The organism is Streptomyces filamentosus, from assembly GCF_014654895.1.
Taxonomy (GTDB): Bacteria; Actinomycetota; Actinomycetes; order Streptomycetales; family Streptomycetaceae; genus Streptomyces; species Streptomyces filamentosus.
Genome location: NZ_BNBE01000001.1, coordinates 779,231 through 800,126 on the forward strand (window position 1 = coordinate 779,231; position 20,896 = coordinate 800,126).

21 protein-coding genes are annotated in these 20,896 nt (G+C 72.6%); 6 read left to right on the plus strand and 15 right to left on the minus strand.

The features are described 5' to 3' along the window. Positions 1–31 precede the first annotated feature (31 nt). Positions 32–2,083: an APC family permease gene (locus tag IE326_RS03360; RefSeq protein WP_190040780.1), complete on the minus strand. Its 2,052-nt coding sequence runs from the start codon at positions 2,081–2,083 to the stop codon at positions 32–34. 234 nt (positions 2,084–2,317) lie between these two features. Here IE326_RS03360 and IE326_RS03365 point away from each other — a divergent pair, with 234 nt between their 5' ends. Further along, entirely contained in the window at positions 2,318–2,986 is a 669-nt protein-coding gene (locus IE326_RS03365) for a potassium channel family protein (RefSeq protein ID WP_030496284.1), read from the plus strand. Next, entirely contained in the window at positions 2,986–3,660 is a 675-nt protein-coding gene (locus IE326_RS03370; RefSeq protein ID WP_030753545.1) for a potassium channel family protein, read from the plus strand. The genes IE326_RS03365 and IE326_RS03370 overlap by 1 nt, the downstream gene beginning before the upstream one ends. Positions 3,661–3,831: 171 nt before the next feature. Here IE326_RS03370 and IE326_RS03375 read toward each other — a convergent pair whose 3' ends face one another. The 8 genes from IE326_RS03375 to IE326_RS03410 all read right to left on the minus strand — a co-directional run bounded on the left by IE326_RS03375 (position 3,832) and on the right by IE326_RS03410 (position 11,301). Next, positions 3,832–4,593, minus strand: coding sequence for a DUF3159 domain-containing protein (locus IE326_RS03375; RefSeq protein WP_150236033.1), 762 nt, complete (start codon positions 4,591–4,593; stop codon positions 3,832–3,834). A gap of 3 nt (positions 4,594–4,596) precedes the next feature. Further along, on the minus strand, positions 4,597–4,995 hold the full coding sequence (locus tag IE326_RS03380) for an OB-fold nucleic acid binding domain-containing protein (protein ID WP_078955232.1): 399 nt from the start codon (positions 4,993–4,995) through the stop codon (positions 4,597–4,599). Between the two features lie 44 nt (positions 4,996–5,039). Continuing rightward, positions 5,040–5,726: a response regulator gene (locus tag IE326_RS03385; RefSeq protein ID WP_030753551.1), complete on the minus strand. Its 687-nt coding sequence runs from the start codon at positions 5,724–5,726 to the stop codon at positions 5,040–5,042. Between the two features lie 59 nt (positions 5,727–5,785). Beyond that, positions 5,786–8,329 (minus strand): ATP-binding protein, encoded by a 2,544-nt coding sequence (locus IE326_RS03390; RefSeq protein ID WP_190040781.1) that lies wholly within the window; start codon positions 8,327–8,329, stop codon positions 5,786–5,788. A 101-nt stretch (positions 8,330–8,430) separates the two neighbouring features. Next, a complete protein-coding gene (locus tag IE326_RS03395; protein WP_150236305.1) occupies positions 8,431–9,099 on the minus strand; it encodes an ABC transporter ATP-binding protein in 669 nt (222 codons plus the stop codon). 336 nt (positions 9,100–9,435) lie between these two features. Then, positions 9,436–10,203, minus strand: a complete 768-nt coding sequence (locus IE326_RS03400; protein ID WP_150236035.1) for a DUF3710 domain-containing protein — start codon at positions 10,201–10,203, stop codon at positions 9,436–9,438. 1 nt (position 10,204) lies between these two features. Next, positions 10,205–10,717, minus strand: a complete 513-nt coding sequence (gene dut / locus IE326_RS03405) for a dUTP diphosphatase (protein ID WP_030753564.1) — start codon at positions 10,715–10,717, stop codon at positions 10,205–10,207. Further along, a complete protein-coding gene (locus tag IE326_RS03410) occupies positions 10,717–11,301 on the minus strand; it encodes a PaaI family thioesterase (protein ID WP_150236036.1) in 585 nt (194 codons plus the stop codon). The genes dut and IE326_RS03410 overlap by 1 nt, the downstream gene beginning before the upstream one ends. Before the next feature lie 58 nt (positions 11,302–11,359). On the opposite strand from IE326_RS03410, the gene IE326_RS03415 reads away from it, so the two are divergent. Beyond that, a complete protein-coding gene (locus tag IE326_RS03415; RefSeq protein ID WP_150236037.1) occupies positions 11,360–11,875 on the plus strand; it encodes a DUF3093 domain-containing protein in 516 nt (171 codons plus the stop codon). Between the two features lie 91 nt (positions 11,876–11,966). Here IE326_RS03415 and IE326_RS03420 read toward each other — a convergent pair whose 3' ends face one another. The 4 genes from IE326_RS03420 to IE326_RS03435 all read right to left on the minus strand — a co-directional run bounded on the left by IE326_RS03420 (position 11,967) and on the right by IE326_RS03435 (position 15,626). Continuing rightward, positions 11,967–13,025, minus strand: coding sequence for a hypothetical protein (locus IE326_RS03420; RefSeq protein WP_190040782.1), 1,059 nt, complete (start codon positions 13,023–13,025; stop codon positions 11,967–11,969). 13 nt (positions 13,026–13,038) lie between these two features. Beyond that, a complete protein-coding gene (locus IE326_RS03425) occupies positions 13,039–13,335 on the minus strand; it encodes a DUF4193 domain-containing protein (RefSeq protein WP_003955561.1) in 297 nt (98 codons plus the stop codon). A 397-nt stretch (positions 13,336–13,732) separates the two neighbouring features. Continuing rightward, positions 13,733–14,968, minus strand: a complete 1,236-nt coding sequence (locus IE326_RS03430; RefSeq protein WP_150236039.1) for a sensor histidine kinase — start codon at positions 14,966–14,968, stop codon at positions 13,733–13,735. 4 nt (positions 14,969–14,972) lie between these two features. Next, on the minus strand, positions 14,973–15,626 hold the full coding sequence (locus IE326_RS03435; RefSeq protein WP_030496297.1) for a response regulator transcription factor: 654 nt from the start codon (positions 15,624–15,626) through the stop codon (positions 14,973–14,975). A gap of 357 nt (positions 15,627–15,983) precedes the next feature. On the opposite strand from IE326_RS03435, the gene IE326_RS03440 reads away from it, so the two are divergent. After that, entirely contained in the window at positions 15,984–16,166 is a 183-nt protein-coding gene (locus IE326_RS03440; protein WP_030753581.1) for a hypothetical protein, read from the plus strand. Between the two features lie 82 nt (positions 16,167–16,248). On the opposite strand, the gene IE326_RS03445 is transcribed toward IE326_RS03440, so the two are convergent. Continuing rightward, positions 16,249–17,058, minus strand: coding sequence for an inositol monophosphatase family protein (locus IE326_RS03445; protein WP_150236040.1), 810 nt, complete (start codon positions 17,056–17,058; stop codon positions 16,249–16,251). An 11-nt stretch (positions 17,059–17,069) separates the two neighbouring features. Continuing rightward, the gene (locus IE326_RS03450) at positions 17,070–18,197 is read right to left on the minus strand and encodes a ferrochelatase (RefSeq protein WP_190040783.1); all 1,128 of its coding nucleotides are present in this window, start codon (positions 18,195–18,197) and stop codon (positions 17,070–17,072) included. 176 nt (positions 18,198–18,373) lie between these two features. Here IE326_RS03450 and IE326_RS03455 point away from each other — a divergent pair, with 176 nt between their 5' ends. After that, the gene (locus IE326_RS03455; RefSeq protein WP_190040784.1) at positions 18,374–19,615 is read left to right on the plus strand and encodes an MFS transporter; all 1,242 of its coding nucleotides are present in this window, start codon (positions 18,374–18,376) and stop codon (positions 19,613–19,615) included. After that, entirely contained in the window at positions 19,575–20,894 is a 1,320-nt protein-coding gene (locus tag IE326_RS03460) for a D-arabinono-1,4-lactone oxidase (RefSeq protein ID WP_190040785.1), read from the plus strand. Before IE326_RS03455 ends, IE326_RS03460 begins: the two co-directional genes overlap by 41 nt. The last annotated feature ends 2 nt before the right edge of the window (positions 20,895–20,896 follow it).

Below are 20,896 nucleotides of genomic sequence, written 5' to 3' on the forward strand. Positions count from 1 at the left end.
TGGGCCGCTGTTCGCACAGCAGCCCACCAGTCTAGTTGCTCTTGCCGGTCGGTTCCTTCTTGGCCTTCTCGACGGGACCCCGGCGGACGGAGCCCGGCGCGTTCCAGTCCTGGCGTCTGCGCGCCCGCTTCTTCGCGGCCTCGGAGGACTCCAGCTGGTACGGCACCGAGGTCACCATGACGCCGGGGGTGAAGAGGAGCCGGCCCTTGAGGCGGAGCGCGGACTGGTTGTGGAGCAGGTGCTCGTACCAGTGGCCGACGACGTACTCGGGGATGTAGACCGAGACGGCGTCGCGCGGGCTCTCCTGCCGCAGGTTCTTGACGTACTCGATGACCGGGCGGGTGATCTCGCGGTACGGGGAGTCGAGGATCTTCAGCGGGACGTTGATGCCGCGCCGCTCCCACTCCTCCTTCAGCTGCTTCGTCTCCGTCGGGTCGACGTTGACGGTGAGCGCCTCCAGCTCGTTGGCGTGCATGAGCTTGGCGTAGGCGAGGGCCCGGAGGGTGGGCTTGTGGAGCTTGGAGACGAGGACGACGGAGCGGACCCGGGAGGGGCGGACGTACTCGTCGGGGCGTTCCTCGGCGGCGGCGATCTCGGCGGCGACGGAGTCGTAGTGGCGGCGGATCGCGGTCATCGTCACGTAGAAGATCACCATGCCGAGCAGGGCGACCCAGGCGCCGTGGGTGAACTTGGTGGCGAGGACGACGACGAGGACGAGGCCGGTGAAGAAGGCGCCGAAGGCGTTGATCGCGCGGGAGCGGATCATGTGGCGGCGCTTGGCCGGGTCCTTCTCCGTCTTCAGGTGCCGGTTCCAGTGCCGGACCATGCCGATCTGGCTGAGCGTGAAGGAGACGAAGACGCCGACGATGTAGAGCTGGATGAGGCGGGTGGAGTCGGCGCCGTAGATCACGACGAGGAGCGCGGCGGCGCCGGCGAGGAGCACGATGCCGTTGGAGAAGGCGAGGCGGTCGCCGCGGGTGTGCAGCTGGCGCGGCAGGTAGCGGTCCTGGGCGAGGATCGAGCCGAGGAGCGGGAAGCCGTTGTACGCCGTGTTGGCGGCCAGGAAGAGGACGAGCGCGGTGGCGGCGGCCAGCAGGACGAAGAAGAACGTCCCGTCGCCGAAGACGGCGGCGGCGACCTGCGAGATGACCGGGTCCTGGACGTAGCCCTCGCCGACCGGGACGCCGTTCACCAGCAGGTCCTCGGTGGGCTTCTCGGCCATCCGGACGTCGGTCGCCTGGGCGAGGAAGATGATGCCGCAGAACATGGTGACGGCGAGGCCGCCCATGAGCGCGAGGGTGGTGGCGGCGTTCTTCGACTTCGGCTTGCGGAAGGCGGGGACGCCGTTGGAGATGGCCTCGACGCCGGTGAGGGCGGCACAGCCGGAGGAGAAGGCGCGCAGCAGCAGGAAGACCAGGGCGAAGCCCGCGAGTCCCGGGTGCTCCGGCTTGATCTCGAAGTCGGCGGTGGGGGCCTTCATGGTGTCGTCGAGGACGAGGCCGCGCCAGGCGCCCCAGGCGATCATGCAGAAGACGCCGAAGACGAAGACGTACGTCGGGACGGCGAAGAGGCTGCCGGACTCCTTGACTCCCCGGAGGTTCATCACGGTGAGGAGGAGGATCACGCCGACGGCGCAGGCCACCTTGTGCTCGACGACGAAGGGGATCGCGGAGCCGAGGTTCTCGATGCCGGAGGAGATCGACACGGCGACGGTGAGGACGTAGTCGACGAGCAGGGCGCTCGCGACGGTGAGTCCGGCCTTCGGCCCGAGGTTGGTGGTCGCGACCTCGTAGTCGCCGCCGCCGCTCGGGTACGCGTGCACGTTCTGCCGGTAGGAGGCGACGACCGTGAACATGAGGACGACGACCGCGAGCGCGATCCAGGGGCTGAAGTGGTAGGCCGACAGACCGGCGGCGGAGAGGACGAGGAGGACCTCGCCCGGTGCGTACGCCACCGACGACAGGGGGTCGGAGGCGAAGACGGGGAGGGCGATCCGCTTGGAGAGGAGGGTCTCCCCGAGCTTGTCGCTGCGCAGGGCCCGCCCGATCAGGATCCGTTTGGGCACGTCGGTCAGTTTGGACACGGAGAGGATCGTAAGCGTTCGAAAAGAGCCACGCGCACCGGCACCCCCGATCGGCACCGAATCTCCCTGAGTATCACCTCGGATGCGGTCCCGGCCAGCGTTGCCGCTTAAGCTCGGACCGGGCAACCCGGCAGGGCGTTGCCCGCCACAGCCCGGGCCGATCGGGCGAGGAAAGTTGTGAGCAGGGTGTTTTCGCAGGTCAGCAAGGCGATCAGGAGTGCGGGGTAAGGGGACGTGCACATCGTCATCATGGGCTGCGGGCGAGTGGGAGCCGCTCTCGCGCAGACCCTGGAACAGCAGGGCCACACGGTCGCCGTCGTCGACCAGGACCCGACGGCTTTCCGCCGCCTGGGCTCCGGCTTCGGTGGCCGGCGCGTCACCGGGGTGGGCTTCGACCAGGACACGCTGCGCGAGGCGGGGATCGAGGAGGCCGGTGCCTTCGCCGCGGTGAGCAGCGGCGACAACTCCAACATCATCGCGGCGCGGGTCGCGCGCGAGATGTTCGGCATCGAGAACGTGGCCGCGCGGATCTACGACCCCCGGCGTGCCGAGGTCTACCAGCGCCTGGGCATCCCGACGGTGGCGACGGTCCGCTGGACCGCCGACCAGATGCTGCGCCGGCTGCTGCCCTCGGGCGCGGAGCCGCTGTGGAGCGACCCGAGCGGGGGCGTCCAGCTCGCCGAGGTGCACACCTCCCCGGCGTGGATCGGCCACAAGATCAGCCGGCTCCAGGACGAGACCGGTGTGCGGGTCGCCTTCCTCACCCGGCTGGGCGAGGCGATCATCCCCACCTCGCAGACGGTCCTCCAGGAGGGGGACCTGGTGCACGTGATGATGCGCGTGGACGAGATCACGAAGGTCGAGGCGGCGTTCGCCGAGGGCCCCGAGGAGGGCGGTCACTGATGCGGGTCGCGATTGCGGGCGCGGGCGCGGTGGGCCGTTCCATCGCCGGCGAACTCCTGGAGAACGGCCACGAGGTCCTGCTCATCGACAAGGCGCCGACCGCCATCTCGGTGGAGCGGGTGCCGCAGGCGGAGTGGCTGCTCGCCGACGCCTGTGAGATCACCTCGCTGGACGAGGCGGCGCTCCAGCGCTGCAACGTGGTCATCGCGGCCACCGGCGACGACAAGGTGAACCTGGTCGTCTCGCTGCTCGCGAAGACCGAGTACGGCGTGCCGCGGGTGGTCGCCCGGGTGAACAACCCGAAGAACGAGTGGCTGTTCAACGAGGCGTGGGGCGTGGACGTGGCCGTCTCCACCCCGCGTCTGATGTCGGCCCTGGTGGAGGAGGCGGTGAGCGTCGGCGACCTGGTCCGGCTGCTCCGCTTCAGCCACGGCGACGCCAACCTGGTGGAGCTGACGCTGCCGCCGGAGTCGGCGGTGGCCGGTACGCAGGTGGGCGAGGTCGCCTGGCCGCAGGACACCTCGCTGGTGACGATCATCCGCGGTTCGCGGGTGCTGACGCCGGGCCCCGAGGAGACCCTGGAGGCCGGCGACGAGCTGCTGTTCGTGGCGGCGCAGGCGCGCGAGGAGCAGCTGGAGGAGCTGCTCCAGGTGCGCAGGGAGCCGGCCGAGTAGCGCCGTGCGGTACGCGGAAGGGCCCGGGACCAGTGCTGGTCCCGGGCCCTTCTCCGTACGTCTCCGCGCGCGTCGTGCGAACCGTCACGCCCCCGCGCGCATGGTGCGGGCCGTCACGCTTCGGCCCGCGTCGTGCGGACCGTCACACCCCCGGCCCGCGTCGTGCGGGGTTCACGCCCCCGGCTCCTGGTCCTGGCCTCGGGCGGCGCGGGCGGCGGCCTCGCGCTCCTTCTCGGCCTTCTCCTCCGCCTCCATCTCGGCGAAGACGTCGATCGGCGGCGGCGCCTTGGCGAGGAAGACCCAGGTGAGGTAGACCGCGAGCAGGAAGGGCGGGATCTTCAGGGCGACGAGGACCCAGCCGAACTGGGTGGTGTCGGCCCACCAGTAGAGCGGGAAGAGGATCGCGCACTTGGCGAGCAGGATGAGGCCCCAGGCCATGCTGGCCTTGGCATAGGCCTTCTTCCGGCCGGGGTTCCGGGTCCGCCAGGAGAGGTTCTCCTTGAAGACCGGGCCGAGGATGAGGCCGATCAGCGGGACGCCGGCGAAGGTGGTGACGAGGTACGCGAGGGCGAGGCCCAGCGTGTACAGCATGCCGGGGAGGTAGAAGTCCTTGGCGTTGCCGGTCATCATCGCGAAGACGACGCCGAAGGCGACGCCGAAGACGCCGCTGAAGGCGTGCTTGACGGTGTCGCGGCGGATGAGCCGGACGGCGACGAGGACGAGGGAGACGGCGAGCGCGGCGATGGCCGAGCCGTGCAGGTCCTTGTTGATCGTGTAGATCGTGACGAAGAGCAGTCCGGGCAGGACCGTCTCGACCATCCCCCGGACGCCGCCGAACGCCTCGAAGAGCGCGGCCTCGGTCACCGCCTTGTCGGTCCGGGCGTTCTGGTCCGGGGTCGGCGGTGCGGTGGGCGGCTTGTCGACGGACGTCACCGGCTACTCCTGTCCGAGCGGTCGGAGCTCGTATTTGGGGTTGAAGAGGACCCGCCGGCCGTGGCTCATGGAGATGCGGCCGGAGGCGATCAGCTTGCGGCCCGGCTCGATGCCCACGATGGAGCGCCTGCCCAGCCACACGACGTCGAGCGGCGCCGTGCCGTCGAACAGTTCGGCCTCCAGGGCGGGGACGCCGGCCCGGGGACGCAGCGTGACCGTGCGCAAGGTACCAGTCACCTTGACTATCTGGCGGTCGGAGCAGTCGGAGATCCGCGTGCAGCCCGAGGCCGCCGTGTCCTCCTGGAGCTCCTCCGACTCCAGGTCCTCCGGCGAGGAGGAGAGCCGGTCGAGCATCCGGCGGAACCGGCCTGCCGGCTTCTCGGTACGGGGTGCAGCACTCATACCGAAAGCGTACCGGCCCCGGCTCCGCCCGGAGGCTGCCCGGTTCAACGTTCGAAGCGGTACCCCATGCCGGGTTCGGTGACGAAGTGGCGGGGGTGGGAGGGGTCGGCCTCCAGCTTGCGGCGCAGCTGCGCCATGTAGACCCGGAGGTAGTTGGTCTCGGTGCCGTAGGAGGGGCCCCAGACCTCCTGGAGGAGCTGCTTCTGGCTGACCAGCCGGCCGCCGTTGCGGACCAGGACCTCCAGGAGGTGCCACTCGGTGGGGGTGAGCCGGACGTCCCGCCCGTCGCGGTGGACCTTCTTGGCGGCGAGGTCGACGGTGAAGCCGTCGGCCTCGACCACGACGACGCCGTCCTCGGCGCCGCCGACGGGCTCGGCGCGGCGGACGGCGGCGCGCAGCCGGGCGAGGAGCTCGTCCATGCCGAAGGGCTTGGTGACGTAGTCGTCGGCGCCCGCGTCGAGCGCCTCGACCTTCTCGTCGGAGGTGTGCCGGGCGGAGAGGACGATGATCGGGACGCGGGTCCAGCCGCGCAGTCCCCGGATGACCTCGACGCCGTCGATGTCGGGCAGGCCGAGGTCGAGGACGACGACGTCGGGGTGGCGTTCGGCGGCGAGCTTGAGGGCGGTGGCGCCGTCGGGGGCCGAGTCGACCTCGTACTTCCGTGCCTTGAGGTTGATCACCAGGGCGCGGACGATCTGTGGCTCGTCGTCGACCACGAGGACCCGGGTCATGTCGGGGGCCTTCCTTCTGCTGTACGGGACGGGGTGCGGGTGCGGGGCGGGACGCGGGGTCAGGTCACCGCGTGGGCCGGCAGGTCGGCCGGGGGCGGGGCGCCGCCGAGGGCGGCCCGCAGCGTGAGGACCATGGTCAGTCCCCCGCCGGGGGTGTCCTCGGCGCTGATCGTGCCGCCCATGGCCTCCACGAAGCCGCGGGCGACCGCGAGGCCGAGGCCGACGCCGGAGCCGCGCGGGGCGTCCCCGAAGCGCTGGAAGGGCTCGAAGATGCCGTCCTTGGACTCGTCCGGGACGCCGGGGCCGCGGTCCACCACCCGCAGCTCGACGCGGTCGCCGAGGGCACTGGCGGCGACGGCGACGGGCACGCCGTCGGGGCTGTACTTCACGGCGTTCTCGACGATGTTGGCCACGGCCCGTTCGAGCAGTCCCTTGTCGACCTGGACCATGGGCAGGGTCTCGGGCACGTCGGCCTCGGCGCTGCCGTCGGGGACCCCGCCCAGGGCCATGGGGACGACCTCGTCGAGGTCGACGGCGCGGATGAGCGGGGTGACGGTGCCGGTCTGGAGGCGCGACATGTCGAGGAGGTTGCCGACGAGGTGGTCGAGCCGGTCGGCGCCGGCCTCGATGCCTTCGAGGAGCTCGGCGCGGTCCTCCTCGGACCACTCGACGTCGTCGGAGCGCAGCGAGGAGACGGACGCCTTGATGCCGGCCAGCGGGGTCCGCAGGTCGTGGCTGACGGCGGCGAGCAGGGAGGTGCGGATCTTGTTGCCCTCGGCCAGCTTGCGGGCCTCCTCCGCCTCCCCGACCAGCCGCTGCCGGTCCAGGACGACCGCCGCCTGCGCGGCGAAGGCGCCCAGCACCCGGCGGTCCTCGGCGGGCAGCACCCGGCCGCTGAGGGCGAGCGCGAGGTGGTCGCCGACCGGCATGTCCACGTCGGCGTCCTCGGGCCGGCGGGCGGGGTGGGGGCCGACGGTGGCGGCGTGAGTCCAGGGTTCGGTGCCGCCGGCCCGCTCCAGCAGGGCGACGGACTCCATGGAGAAGGTCTCGCGGACCCGTTCGAGGAGGGCGTCGAGGCTGGTCTCGCCGCGCAGCACGCTGCCCGCGAGGTAGGAGAGCACCTCGGACTCGGCGCGCAGCCGGGCGGCCTGGTGGGTGCGGCGGGCAGCGAGGTCGACGACGGAGGCGACGGCCATGGCGACGCCGAAGAAGACCGCGATGGCGACGATGTTCATCGGGTCGGCGATGGTGATCCGGTGGATCGGCGGGGTGAAGAACCAGTTGAGCAGCAGCGAGCCGACGGCGGCCGAGGCGAGCGCCGGCAGGAACCCGCCGAGCAGCGCGGAGGCCACGGTGAGCGCCAGGAAGAGCAGCATGTCGTTGGCGAGCCCGAGGTCCGCGTCGGTGTGGGTGAGGGCCAGGGAGAGGAGGACCGGGGCGGCGACGCCGACGAGCCAGCCGCCGATGATCCGCGCGCGGCCGAGCCGGGCCCCGCGGGCCACCGGCAGGCCGCGGCCCTTGGCGACCTCGCCGTGGGTGACGATGTGGACGTCGAGGTCGGGACCGGACTCGCGGGCGACGGTCTGGCCGACGCCGGGGCCGAGGACGTACTGCCAGGAGCGGCGGCGGCTGGAGCCGAGGACGATCTGGGTGGCGTTGACCCCGCGGGCGAAGTCCAGGAGGGCGTCCGGTATGTCGTCGCCGACGACGTGGTGGAAGGTGCCGCCCAGGTCCTCGACGAGGGTCCGCTGGACCGCCAGCTCCTTCGGCGAGGCCGAGGTGAGGCCGTCGCTGCGGGAGATGTAGACGGCGAGCACCTCGCCGCCCGCGCCCTTCTCGGCGAGCCGGGTGGCGCGCCGTATCAGGGTGCGGCCCTCGGGTCCGCCGGTGAGGCCGACGACGATCCGCTCGCGGGCCTGCCAGGTGGAGCGGATGTTGTGCTCGCCCCGGTACTGCCGCAGGTACTCGTCGACCCGGTCGGCGGTCCACAGCAGGGCCAGCTCGCGCAGGGCCGTGAGGTTGCCGGGGCGGAAGTAGTTGGAGAGGGCCGCGTCGACCTTGTCGGGCTTGTAGACGTTGCCGTGCGCCATGCGGCGGCGCAGCGCCTGCGGCGACATGTCGACCAGCTCGATCTGGTCGGCCCGTCGGACCACCTCGTCGGGGACCGTCTCCTGCTGCCGCACGCCGGTGATCGACTCCACGACGTCGCCCAGCGACTCCAGGTGCTGGATGTTGACGGTGGAGACGACGTCGATGCCGGCCGCGAGGAGCTCCTCGACGTCCTGCCAGCGCTTGGGGTTGCGGGAGCCGGGGACGTTGGTGTGGGCGAGCTCGTCGACGAGGGCGACGGCGGGGCGGCGGGCGAGGACGGCGTCCACGTCCATCTCCGTGAAGGAGGTGCCCCGGTAGTCGATGGTCCGGCGCGGGACCGTCTCCAGCCCGTGCAGCAGCACCTCGGTGCGCGGCCGGCCGTGGTGCTCGACGAAGGCGACGGCGCAGTCGGTGCCGCGCTCCACCCTGCGGTGGGCCTCGGCGAGCATCGCGTACGTCTTGCCCACGCCGGGCGCCGCGCCGAGGTAGATCCGAAGCTTGCCACGTCCCATGGACCGACCATACGTCGGGCCGATCGGACATTCCGTACGCGGAGGAACACCCCGGTGCGGTATTGACGTGATTCTGATGCGCCTCCGCGGGGGCCCGGCCCTCAGCCCTCGGTTATCTCGCCGTCGCGGAGCTCCAGGACCCGGTCGGCGAGGCCGAGGAGCTGGTGGTCGTGGGTGGCGACGAGCGCGGTGCAGCCCTCGCTGCGGACCACGGCCCGCAGCAGCTCCATCACGGCGAGGCCGGTCTCGGCGTCGAGCTGGCCGGTGGGCTCGTCGGCGATGAGCAGGGCCGGCCTGTTGGCGAGAGCGCGGGCGATGGCGACGCGCTGCTGCTGGCCTCCGGAGAGCTCGCCGGGGCGCTGGCCCGCGTGGTCGGCGAGGCCGACGAGGGCGAGGAGGAGGGCGACCCGCTCCTCGCGCTCGGCGGGGTCCGCCTTGCGCAGCCGCAGGGGGACGCCGACGTTCTCGGCGGCGGAGAGGATGGGCAGCAGGCCGAAGGACTGGAAGATGAAGCCGATGCGGTCCCGGCGCAGCTCCAGGAGGCCGTCCTCGCCGAGGGAGGAGAGGTCGGTGCCGTCGATGACGATCCGCCCGGCGTCGGCGCTGTCGAGGCCGCCGACGAGGTTGAGCAGGGTGGTCTTGCCGGAGCCGGAGCGGCCCTTGAGGGCGACCAGCTCGCCCCGGGGGATCTCGAAGGAGACGCCCTTGAGGGCGTGGACGGCGGCCTCGCCCTCGCCGAAGGTACGGCGCAGGCCCTCCACCCGGATCATCGGTCCCGCGGCGGGACCCTCGGCGACGGCCGTCGCGGACCGCGTGCTGTTCTCGCTCACCCTGCGCTCCCCCTCCTCGAACACGTGCGCAAGCCAGTATGGTCGGCCGCCGCCGCCGAGACCAGGGTCCGGACCCCCGAGGAAACCCCGGTCTCCGGACGGCCGTCCCCGGTCTCCGGACGTCGTTCCCGTGAGGGGCGCTCTCAGGGGCGCGTACGGGCCTTCGGCCGCCGGTCGCCGCGCGCCCCCGGAAAAGGCCGGTGGGCCGCCGGCCGTACGGGATGCGTACGGCCGGCGGCCCACCGGACCTGATGCCCCGAAGGGTTCGGGGGCGCGTCAGCGGATCTCGGAGATCTCCGGGCCGCGCTGGAGCTGGCCCATGCCGCCGGAGAAGCGGGACCCGGCCTGCTCCTCCTGCTGCACGCCGTCCGGCACCATCTGGGCGTCGTTGGGCAGCTTGAGGACGATGGGGTCGCGGGGCGCCATCGGACCCTCGCCGCGGGTGACCACGGTGTCCCGCACGATCTGCTCCAGGAGGCCGGCCGCCTCGGGCTGCACCGCGCCCTGGCCGGAGATGACGCCGCGCAGGAACCAGCGCGGGCCGTCGACGCCGACGAAGCGCACGATCTGCACGCCGCGGTTGCCGTCGGGCAGCTGGACGGGGACCTGCGCGCGCAGCTCCCAGCCGAGCGGACCCTCGACCTCGTCGATCACGCCGCCCTGCTGGACGATCCCGGTGGCGATCTCCTCGCGGACCTCGCCCCAGATGCCCTCCTTCTTGGGCGCCGCGAACGCCTGGAGCTGTACGGCGCTGTCGCGCAGCACGATGGTCGCGGCGACGATCGCGTCGCCGGCCACCTCCACGCGGAGCTCCATGCCCTCGACACCGGGCACGTAGAGGCCGCCGAGGTCGACGCGGCCCTCTTCGGGCTTGGCGACCTCGGAGATGTCCCAGGGCCCGTCGGGCCGGGGCGCCGGCGGAAGGTTCACCTTGCGCGGCTGGTCGGCCGCGTCCGCGGCGTCCTCGCCGGCCACGGCGTCGACGACCTGCTCGGCCTCGCCCGCCTCACCGGCGGCACCGCTCTTCTTGCGACGTCCGAACACGTCACTGTCCTTCCCGGTCGGATACGACCGAAGCGTATCGATTCCCACCCGTCGTGCCGTCCACGGCGGCATGACCGCCGGTGGACCCGAAGCCCCCCTCGGCCCGCGCCGAGCCGGGAAGCTCCGCCACCTCGTGGAAGCGCACCTTCTCGACCTGCTGGACGACCAGTTGGGCAATCCGGTCGAACCGTTCGAACCGGACGCTCTCGCGCGGGTCGAGATTGACCACGATCACCTTGATCTCTCCACGGTACCCGGCATCCACCGTCCCCGGGGCATTCACGAGCGCGACTCCGCAGCGCGCGGCCAGTCCGGAGCGCGGGTGGACGAAGGCGGCGTAGCCGTCCGGGAGGGCGAGGGAGACGCCGGTGGGCAGCACGGCGCGCTCTCCGGGGGCGAGGACGGCGGCCTCGGTGGTGACGAGGTCGGCGCCGGCGTCGCCGGGGTGGCCGTAGGCCGGGATCGGCACGTCGGGGTCGACCCGGCGGATCAGGACGTCGACGGGAGCACGCATCAGGGGTTCACCTCGAAGGCGCGGGCGCGCCGGACCTGGTCGGGGTCGGACATGGCGGCCTCGATCTCCTCCGGCCGGCCGTTGTCGATGAAGTGCTCGACCTTGACCTCGACGAACACGGCGTCGGCGCGGACGGCGACGGGGCCGTCGGGTCCGCCGACGCGGCCGGTGGCGGTCGAGTAGATCTTGCGGCCGTGGACGGCGGTGACCTCGCCCTGGAGGTGGAGGACGGTGCCGACGGGCACGGGCCGGCGGAAGTCGGTCTCCAGGCGGCCGGTCACGGCGATGACGCGGAGCAGCCAGTTCAGGGAGCCGAGGGTCTCGTCGAGCGCGGTGGCCAGCACGCCGCCGTGGGCGAGCCCGGGGGCGCCCTGGTGGTCGGGGGTCACGGTGAACTCGGCGGTGACGGTCACGCCCTCGCCCGCGCGGGCGTCGAGGTGGAGGCCGTGGGGCTGTCCGTCGCCGCACCCGAAGCAGTGCCCGTAGTGCGAGCCGAGCGGCTCGCCGGGGGCGGGCGCGTCCGGGTGGCGGGTCGGCGCCACGGCGTCGGCCGGCGGGGTGAGGGCGGCAGATGTTGCAGTCACAGGCGCAGACCTTACCCGCGCGGCCGGGCGGCGGTCGCGCCGTGCCAAGCTTGGACGCATGCAGCCTTCCGCACCGACTCCCCCGTCCGGGGCCCCCGCTCCCGGTTCTCCCGCGTCCCCGGCGGCGCCGCGCTTCGACGAGCGGCTGGCCGTGCCCGGTTCCTGGTGGGTCATCGTCTGTCTGCTGGCGCTGTCCGGCGGTCTGATCACCTTCCCGCTGGGGACGGTGCCGCTGCTGGGCGGTCTGATCGTGGTGGGCGTGGCGGCCGGGGTGGCGGCGTCCTCGTACGGCTCGGCCCGGATCCGGGTGGTGGCCGGTTCGCTGGTGGCGGGCGAGGCCCGGGTGCCGGTGTCGGCGCTGGGGACGGTCGAGGTCCTCGACGAGGAGGAGGCGCGCGCCTGGCGCACGCACAAGGCCGATCCGCGCGCCTTCATGCTGATGCGGAGCTACGTGCCGCGGGCGGTGCGGATCGTGGTGACGGATCCGGCGGACCCGACGCCGTACCTGTACTTGTCGACCCGGGACCCGGAAGGTCTGGCGGCGGCCGTGGAGGCGGTGCGGGAGGCGGCCTGAGCCCTCTCCCGTGCGGAAGGCACTCGCGTGAGTGCCTTCCCCTCCGGATCCGGTCGTCCGTCCGGGGCCGCTCCGGGCGGCCCGGAGCGGTCTAGAAGCCCAGTTCCTCGGGGTTCTCGGGCTGTGACAACGGGGGCAGCTCCACGAGCCGGTCCCAGGGGACCTGCCGGGCCCTGAGGTCCTTGCGGATGTGCCCGGCGAGCTTCTTGGTGTCGCGCCGGTTCATGACCGCGCCGACGGCCGCGCCCACCATGAAGGGGGTGAGGTTCGGCAGGTTGCGGACCATGCGCTTCATGATCTGCTGGCGCAGTTCGCGTTTGAGCTGGCCGCCGAGGGCCGCGTTGACCGTCGTCGGCTTGGTGGGGTCGATGCCCCGCTCCTCGGCCCAGGAGGCCAGGTAGGCGGCCGAGCGCTGGGGCAGGGTGCCGGGCGGCCGCAGGCCGTACACCTCGTGGAGCTCGGCGATGAGCTTGAGCTCGATCGCGGCGACGCCGGTGATCTCCGCGGCCAGCTCGGCCGGCATGGCCGGCGGGACGGGGAGCATGGCGGCGGCGCCGATGCCCGCGCCGACGGTCGAGCTGGCGTTGGCCGCGCCGAAGACCAGCTTGTCGGCCAGCTCCTCGGGGCCGAGCCCGGGGAACTGCTTGCGGAGGGTCGCGAGGTCGCGGACGGGGACGCGCGGGGCCAGGTCGATCAGCCGGTCGGCCAGATAGCCGATGCCCGCCTTGGCTCCGTCTCCGCTCCGTTTCACGCCCTGTTTGACGCCTGCCACGCCGCGGCGGACGGCGTCGATGCGCGCGGCGTCGATCCTGACGCGGTCGAGCTGCGCGCGCGCCGGGTTGGCCAGCCGCCTGACGGCGCCCAGCCTGCCGTGACGGTCTCCGTCACGGTCCTCCGGTTCCGCGGGCTCCGGGGAGCCCTCGGGGTCCCGCTCCGCGGGGAGCGGTGCCCGGCCCCGTCCGGCGGCAGCTTCGAGCGAGGCCGTGGGGCCCCGCTCGTCGTCCGCCGTGCCGAGGGAGGGCAGGGGGGCGGCCTGCTCGGCTTCGGGTGCCTCCTGGGCGCCCTCTGTCGGGCCTGTGCCGCCCTTGTACGTCCGGGACCTCACGGGAAGGCCCAGACGCCGCTTCCGGGACGGTGTGTCGCCTGCCACGGCCGCGCCTGACTCAGTCGCAGTCGCGGCAGATCGGCTGGCCGTTCTTCTCGCGCGCCAGCTGGCTGCGGTGGTGCACGAGGAAGCAGCTCATGCAGGTGAACTCGTCGGCCTGCTTGGGCAGGACCCGGACGGCCAGTTCCTCGTTCGAGAGGTCGGCGCCCGGGAGCTCCAGGCCCTCGGCGGCCTCGAACTCGTCGACGTCGACCGTGGAGGTCGACTTGTCGTTCCGGCGAGCCTTGAGTTCTTCGAGACTGTCCGAGTCGACGTCGTCGTCGGTCTTGCGTGGGGTGTCGTAATCCGTTGCCATGTCGCTCTCCCCCTCTGGGTGGTTGCGGGTGTCTCAGCGCACGTAACGCATGAGAGGTCGGACTTGTGCCCGACCTGAGGCGCAGATTTTGCCTCACATCAAGGTCTGTTACTCAATCGACACCCGTCCCGCTGCTCTCACGAGTGATCGGGTACGAGTGGCGAAGCGGACCGTACACGGTCCCGGGGGTACTTCCGTGGAGCGCCACCCCGTGTACTTTCCGCCGCGCGGGGCCCGGGAAACCCGGATTTTTCCCGGTTTTCCACCGGAATTCACGGTCACGGAGCGCGATCCCGCAGGCACTCGCCCTTGTGATCGATCACACATGACCGCCTGGGGACGGGGGCCGTCGAATTCCGCTCAAAGCGAACAGATCGGCCTCCGCCCCCGCAGTCTGTCAGATCGGCAGAGTGACGCGCATCACCAGTCCGCCGCCCTCGCGGGGCTCCGCGGCGATACGTCCGCCGTGCGCTCTGGCCACCGAGCGCGCGATCGACAGGCCGAGTCCGACGCCCTTGTCGCTGCCGGTCCGCTCCTGGCGGAGCCTTCTGAACGGCTCGAAGAGGTTGTCGATCTCGTACGCGGGGACCACGGGGCCCGTGTTGGACACCACGAGCACCGCCTGGCCGCGCTGGGCCTCCGTGGTGACCTCGACCCAGCCCCCCTCGGGGACGTTGTACCGCACGGCGTTCTGGATCAGGTTCAGGGCGATCCGCTCCAGCAGGACGCCGTTGCCCTGGACGACGACGGGGGCCCGCTCGCCGCGGATCTCCACGCCCTTCGCTACGGCCTCGGCGTGCGTCTGGTCGACCGCCCGCTCGGCGACCTCGGCCAGGTCGACGGGCTTGCGCTCGATGATCTGGTTGTCGCTGCGGGCGAGCAGCAGCAGGCCCTCGACGAGCTGCTCGCTGCGCTCGTTGGTGGCCAGCAGCGTCTTGCCGAGCTGCTGGAGCTCCACCGGAGCCCCGGGGTCCGAGAGGTGGACCTCCAGGAGGGTGCGGTTGATCGCCAGCGGGGTGCGCAGCTCGTGCGAGGCGTTGGCGACGAAGCGCTGCTGGGCGGTGAAGGCCCGCTCCAGGCGCTCCAGCATCTCGTCGAAGGTGTCCGCGAGCTCCTTCAGCTCGTCGTCCGGGCCGTCCAGCTCGATCCGCCGGGCCAGGTCGGAGCCGGCCACCTGGCGGGCGGTGCGGGTGATCCGGCCGAGCGGCGAGAGCACCCGGCCGGCCATGGCGTAGCCGAAGGCGAAGGCGATGATGCTGAGGCCCAGCAGGGCGAAGAGCGAGCGGCGCAGGAGGTCTTCCAGGGCCAGGTCGGTCTGGTGCCGGAGGCAGACGGAGACGGCGGCGTTGAACTGTTCGCCGGTGCCCGTCTCGGGCAGCACGCACCACGAGGTGGTGGGCTGGATCTCACCCCTGACGATCTTGAAGGGCAGCTGGGCCGCGCTGTTGCTGAGGGCCTGGGCCGTGAAGAGGTAGATGATCGACAGCAGCAGGATGCCGGCGATGAGGAACATGCCGCCGTAGAGCAGCGTGAGCCGTATCCGGATGGTCGGCCGGAGCAGGGGTCTGACCGGGTCCCGCGGGTCCCAGGTCGGTTTCGGGGGCGCCTGCGGCGGCGCCGGGGTCGCGGCCACCGGGTCAGATCCGGTAGCCGGAGCCGGGGACGGTGACGATGACGGGCGGCTCGCCCAGCTTGCGGCGCAGGGTCATGACGGTGACCCGGACGACGTTGGTGAACGGGTCGGTGTTCTCGTCCCAGGCCTTCTCCAGGAGCTGCTCCGCCGAGACGACGGCGCCCTCGGAGCGCATCAGCACCTCCAGGACGGCGAACTCCTTGGGGGCGAGCTGGACCTCCCGGCCGTCCCGGAAGACCTCGCGGCGGTTGGGGTCGAGCTTGATGCCGGCGCGCTCCAGGACGGGCGGCAGCGGCACCGAGGTGCGCCGGCCGAGGGCGCGCACGCGCGCGGTGAGCTCGGTGAAGGCGAAGGGCTTGGGGAGGTAGTCGTCGGCGCCCAGCTCCAGGCCCTCGACGCGGTCGCTGACGTCGCCGGAGGCGGTGAGCATCAGGATGCGGGTGGGCATGCCGAGCTCGACGATCTTGCGGCAGACGTCGTCGCCGTGGACCAGGGGCAGGTCGCGGTCGAGGACGACCACGTCGTAGTCGTTGACCCCGACGCGCTCCAGGGCCGCCGCGCCGTCGTACACGACGTCGACGGCCATGGCCTCCCGGCGCAGTCCGGTGGCCACCGCATCGGCGAGCAGCTGCTCGTCCTCGACGACGAGTACGCGCACGTCGTTCTTCCTTCCCTCGGCGCTCCGGTCCGGCCGGACCGGTGGGCGATTCTGAGCACTGACTGTGCGTGTCCATCCTGCCCCGTACGCGCGTAAACCGGCTGTAAGACGGCAGTGCGCGGGCGGCCGGGGGGCGCCCCCGCGATCGGGGGCGCGGAAGGGGGCGCGGAGAATTCACCTGGTTCTCGGGCCAGTTGAGGTTTCCCCGTCCGGAGGGGTGGGGAGGAGGTCTGCACACCCCGCGATCACGCCCTGTATGTGGCACGCCCACGGCTCTTCCGTCCCCCGGGAGCGAGCAGCGTGTGATCCACCCACCCCGGCACACCCCCGTGCCGCCGGACCCACGAGGAGGGGCGCATGGACGCGTTCACCGCAGGGCTGCTGCACCGCATCAGGACCACGCAGTCGGACCTCACGCGGGCCCGCGAGACCGGCGACGAGTACCTCGCGGACGTCGAGCAGGCCGAGCTGGAGGACCTGCACCGACTGGCCGCGGAGCACGGCGTGGAAGTCGCGCCGGTCTGCGCGCAGAGCGTCTGAGCGACGGCACTCCCCCGGGAGTGCCGCGGCGGTGCCCCGGGACCTCGTGGTCCCGGGGCACCGCCGCGTTCGGGGGCCGTTCTCAGTCGTGCCAGGCGCCCAGCCGCTCCAGCAGCTCCTGGAGGGGCTCGAAGAGGCCCTCGGGGGCCGCCACGGCCAGTTCCCCGGACTCGGGCTCCCCGGGGCGCCCGCCGGTGCGCGCGCCCGCCTCGCGGGCGATCAGGGCCCCTGCCGCGTGGTCCCAGGGGTTGAGCCCGCGCTCGTAGTACGCGTCGAGCCGGCCGGCCGCCACGTCGCAGAGGTCGATGGCGGCCGAGCCGCCGCGCCGGATGTCCCGGACCAGCGGCAGGACCTCCCGCAGGACCTCGGCCTGGTGGGCGCGGCGGGCCTGCACGTAGCCGAAGCCGGTGCCGAGCAGGGCCTGCTCGAAGGGGGGCGCGGTGCGGACCGCGAGCCGGCGCTCCCCCTCGTACGCGCCGCCGCCGAGGACGGCCCGGTAGGTCTCGCCGCGCAGCGGGGCCTCGACGACGCCGACGACGGTCTCCCCGTCGCGCTCGGCGGCGATGGAGACCGCCCAGGACGGCAGGCCGTAGAGGTAGTTCACCGTGCCGTCGAGGGGGTCGATGATCCAGCGGACGCCGCTCGTGCCGGGGGTGGCGGCGCCCTCCTCGCCGAGGAGGCCGTCCTGGGGGCGGTGCTCGGCGAGGAAGCCGGTGATCAGCTTCTCGGCGGCGATGTCCATCTCGGTGACGACGTCGATGGCGCTGGTCTTGGTGGCGGCGACGGCCAGGTCGTCGGGCCGGCCGTCGCGCAGCAGCGTGCCGGCCCGGCGGGCGGCCTCCAGGGCCAGGTCGAGCAGTTCGGCGAGCAGGGGGTCGGACTCGGTGGTCACGGCGGGGCTCCTCAGGCGTAGGGGCTGTCGGCGCCGGCGGCGGCGGGGTGGTCGGTGCGGGCGGGGCAGCAGCCGATGGGGCAGAGGTCGTGGGAGGGGCCGAGGGTGCCGAGGGCGCAGCGTCGGGTGGGGGTGCCGCGTTCGGTGGCGGCGCGTTCGAGGAGGAGGTCGCGGACGGCGGCGGCGAAGCGGGGGTCGGCGCCGACGGTGGCGGAGCGGCGGACGGGGAGGCCGAGTTCGGCGGCCTTGGCGGTGGCCTCGGTGTCGAGGTCGTAGAGGACTTCCATGTGGTCGGAGACGAAGCCGATGGGGACCATGACGGCGGCGGGTGCTCCGGTGGCGTGGAGTTCTTCCAGGTGGTCGCAGATGTCGGGTTCGAGCCAGGGGATGTGGGGGGCGCCGCTGCGGGACTGGTAGACGAGTTTCCAGGGGTGGGCGGTGCCGGTCCTGTCGCGGACGGCGTCGGCGACGGTCCTGGCGGTGTCGAGGTGCTGTCTGACGTAGGCGCCGCCGGAGCCGTGGCCGGCGGCGGGGCCGGAGGAGTCGGCGGCGGAGTCGGGGATGGAGTGGGTGGTGAAGGCGAGGTGGGCGCCGGCGCGGACGGTGTCGTCGAGGTCGGCGAGGGAGGCGAGGACGCCTTCGACCACGGGTTCGACGAAGCCGGGGTGGTTGAAGTAGTGGCGGAGCTTGTCGACCCTGGGCAGCGGGAGGCCCTCGGCCTCCAGGGCGGCGAGTGCGTCGGCGAGGTTCTCGCGGTACTGGCGGCAGCCGGAGTAGGAGGCGTAGGCGCTGGTGGTGAGGACGGCGATGTGGCGGCGGCCGTCGTGGACCATCTCGCGGAGGGTGTCGGTGAGGTAGGGGGCCCAGTTCCGGTTGCCCCAGTAGACCGGCAGGTCGAGGCCCGCGGCGGTGAAGTCGGTCCGCAGGGCGTCGAGGAGCGCGCGGTTGTGGCCGTTGATCGGGGAGACGCCGCCGAAGAGGAAGTAGTGCTGTCCCACCTCCTTCAGCCGTTCCTTCGGGATGCCGCGGCCGCGCGTCACGTTCTCCAGGAACGGGACGACGTCGTCCGGGCCCTCCGGGCCGCCGAAGGAGAGCAGCAGCAGGGCGTCGTACGGGGCGGGATCGTGCTGATCGGACATGGCACCGATCCTCCCACCCGGCACCGGCGGCCCGGGGCGCGGCCCGTCCGGAATCCGGCGGCCCGACCGGAATTCGGGGGTGACCCCGGGGCTTCGAACCCTTAGGCTTTAGCTGTTAATTACACGTGTTGACCGCGACGCGGACGGCACGCCGCGTCGCAGAGCCGGAGAACCCCTTGCCCAGTCCCTACCGCGCGATCTTCTCGGCGCCCGGTACCGCGTCGTTCTCCGTCGCCGGTTTCCTCGGCCGGATGCCGCTGTCCATGATGGGCATCGGCATCGTCACGATGATCTCCCAGGTCACCGGCCGGTACGGACTGGCCGGTGCCCTCTCCGCGACGCTGGCGATGTCCGCCGCCGTGCTCGGCCCGCAGGTCTCCCGGCTCGTCGACCGGTACGGCCAGCGCCGGGTGCTCCGCCCGGTCACCCTGGTCTCCCTGGCCGCCGCCGGCGGCCTGCTGCTCTGCGTGCAGCAGGAGGCGCCGGACTGGACGCTCTTCGCGTTCACGGCCGTGATCGGCGTCGTGCCGAGCGTCGGCGCGATGACCCGGGCCCGCTGGGCGGTGATCTACCGGGGCGACGGACGCTCCCTGCACACCGCGTACTCGTGGGAGTCGATCGTCGACGAGGTGTGCTTCATCTTCGGCCCGATCATCTCGATCGGGCTGTCGACGACCTGGTTCCCCGAGGCGGGCCCGCTGCTCGCGGGCGTCTTCCTGGCGATCGGCGTCTTCTGGCTGACCGCCCAGCGGGGCACCGAGCCGGAGCCGCACCCGCAGACCGCCGCCAAGGCCGGTTCGGCGCTCCGCTCCCCCGGCCTCCAGGTCCTCGCCCTGGCCTTCGTCGCCACCGGCGCGATCTTCGGCTCGGTGGACGTGGTGACCGTGGCCTTCGCCGAGGAGCGCGGCCAGAAGGCCGCCGCCAGCCTGGTCCTCGCCGTCTACGCGCTGGGCTCCTGCCTGGCCGGCGCGGTCTTCGGGCTGCTGCACCTCAAGGGCGAGCCGTCCCGCCGGTGGCTGCTGGGCGTCTGTGCGATGGCCGTGAGTATGATCCCCCTCCTACTGGCCGGGAACCTGCCGTTGCTGGCCGTGGCGCTCTTTGTCGCGGGCCTCTCCATCGCACCGACGATGGTGACCACGATGGCCCTCGTCGAGAAGCACGTACCGCACACCCAGCTGACCGAGGGCATGACCTGGACGGGCACCGGCCTCGCGGTCGGCGTGGCGCTGGGCTCCTCGGCCGCCGGCTGGGTGGTCGACGCCTCGGGGGCGGAGTCGGCGTACGTGGTGCCCGTCGTCTCGGGCGCGCTCGCGGTCGTGGTGGCCCTCCTCGGCCACCGCCGGCTGCGCAGGCCGGTGCCGAACCGGGAGGGGCGAGATGAGCACGAGGACAGCGGGACCGGGCAGCCCGTGGCGTAACTGGGCGGGGAACGTGACCTCCCGCCCGGTGCGGGAGGCACGGCCGGCGTCGGCCGAGGAGCTGGCGGACGAGATCCGCCGGGCCGCCGCGGACGGACTGCGGGTGAAGACGGTCGGCACCGGCCACTCCTTCACCTCGATCGCGGCCACCGACGGGGTGCTGATCCGCCCGGACCTGCTCACCGGGATCCGGCGGATCGACCGCGCGGCGATGACGGTGACCGTGGAGTCGGGCACCCCGCTGAAGCGGCTCAACGTGGCGCTGGCCCGGGAGGGCCTGTCGCTCACGAACATGGGCGACATCATGGAGCAGACCGTCGCCGGGGCCACCTCGACGGGCACCCACGGCACCGGCCGGGACTCCGCCTCCATCGCCGCCCAGATCCGCGCCCTGGAGCTGGTGACGGCCGACGGGACCCTGCTGACCTGTTCGGCGGAGGAGAACCCGGAGGTCTTCGCGGCGGCCCGGATCGGCCTGGGGGCGCTGGGCGTGGTCACCGCGATCACCTTCGCCGTCGAGCCGGTCTTCCTGCTGACCGCGCGGGAGGAGCCGATGCGCTTCGACCGGGTGATCGCCGAGTTCGACGAGCTGCACGCGGAGAACGAGCACTTCGAGTTCTACTGGTTCCCCCACACGGACAACTGCAACACCAAGCGCAACAACCGCAGCGCCGGCCCCGCCGCCCCGCTGTCGCGCCTCGGCGGCTGGTTCGAGGACGAGTTCCTCTCCAACGGCGTCTTCCAGGCGGCCTGCTCGCTCGGCCGCGCGGTCCCGCCGGCCGTCCCGGCGATCGCCCGGATCTCCAGCCGCGCCCTGTCCGCCCGGACGTACACGGACATCCCGTACAAGGTCTTCACCTCGCCGCGCCGGGTCCGCTTCCTGGAGATGGAGTACGCGCTGCCGCGGGAGGCCGCGACGGCGGCGCTGCGCGAGCTGAAGGCGATGGTGGAGGGCTCGCCCCTGAAGGTGAGCTTCCCGGTGGAGGTGCGCACCGCGCCCGCCGACGACATCGCGCTCTCCACGGCCTCCGGCCGGGAGACGGCCTACATCGCGGTGCACCTCTACAGGGGAACGCCCCACCACGGCTACTTCACCGCGGTGGAGCGCATCATGACCGCCCACGGCGGCCGGCCGCACTGGGGCAAGGTCCACACCCGGGACGCGGAGTACCTGGCGGCGGCCTATCCGCGCTTCGCCGAGTTCACCGCCCTGCGCGACCGGCTCGACCCGGGCCGGCTCTTCGGCAACGACCACCTGCGCCGCGTCCTGGGCGACTGACG

Coding starts and splice junctions, on each gene's coding strand:
- IE326_RS03380 (WP_078955232.1), bottom strand. CDS start 4,995: ATGAGTGCTGCACCCCGTACCGAGAAGCCGGCAGGCCGGTTCCGCCGG.
- dut (WP_030753564.1), bottom strand. CDS start 10,717: ATGCGTGCTCCCGTCGACGTCCTGATCCGCCGGGTCGACCCCGACGTG.
- IE326_RS03395 (WP_150236305.1), bottom strand. CDS start 9,099: ATGATCCGGGTGGAGGGCCTGCGCCGTACCTTCGGCGAGGGCGAGGCC.
- IE326_RS03370 (WP_030753545.1), top strand. CDS start 2,986: ATGCGGGTCGCGATTGCGGGCGCGGGCGCGGTGGGCCGTTCCATCGCC.
- IE326_RS03385 (WP_030753551.1), bottom strand. CDS start 5,726: ATGACCCGGGTCCTCGTGGTCGACGACGAGCCACAGATCGTCCGCGCC.
- IE326_RS03425 (WP_003955561.1), bottom strand. CDS start 13,335: ATGGCAACGGATTACGACACCCCACGCAAGACCGACGACGACGTCGAC.
- IE326_RS03460 (WP_190040785.1), top strand. CDS start 19,575: ATGAGCACGAGGACAGCGGGACCGGGCAGCCCGTGGCGTAACTGGGCG.
- IE326_RS03450 (WP_190040783.1), bottom strand. CDS start 18,197: ATGTCCGATCAGCACGATCCCGCCCCGTACGACGCCCTGCTGCTGCTC.
- IE326_RS03390 (WP_190040781.1), bottom strand. CDS start 8,329: ATGGGACGTGGCAAGCTTCGGATCTACCTCGGCGCGGCGCCCGGCGTG.
- IE326_RS03440 (WP_030753581.1), top strand. CDS start 15,984: ATGGACGCGTTCACCGCAGGGCTGCTGCACCGCATCAGGACCACGCAG.
- IE326_RS03415 (WP_150236037.1), top strand. CDS start 11,360: ATGCAGCCTTCCGCACCGACTCCCCCGTCCGGGGCCCCCGCTCCCGGT.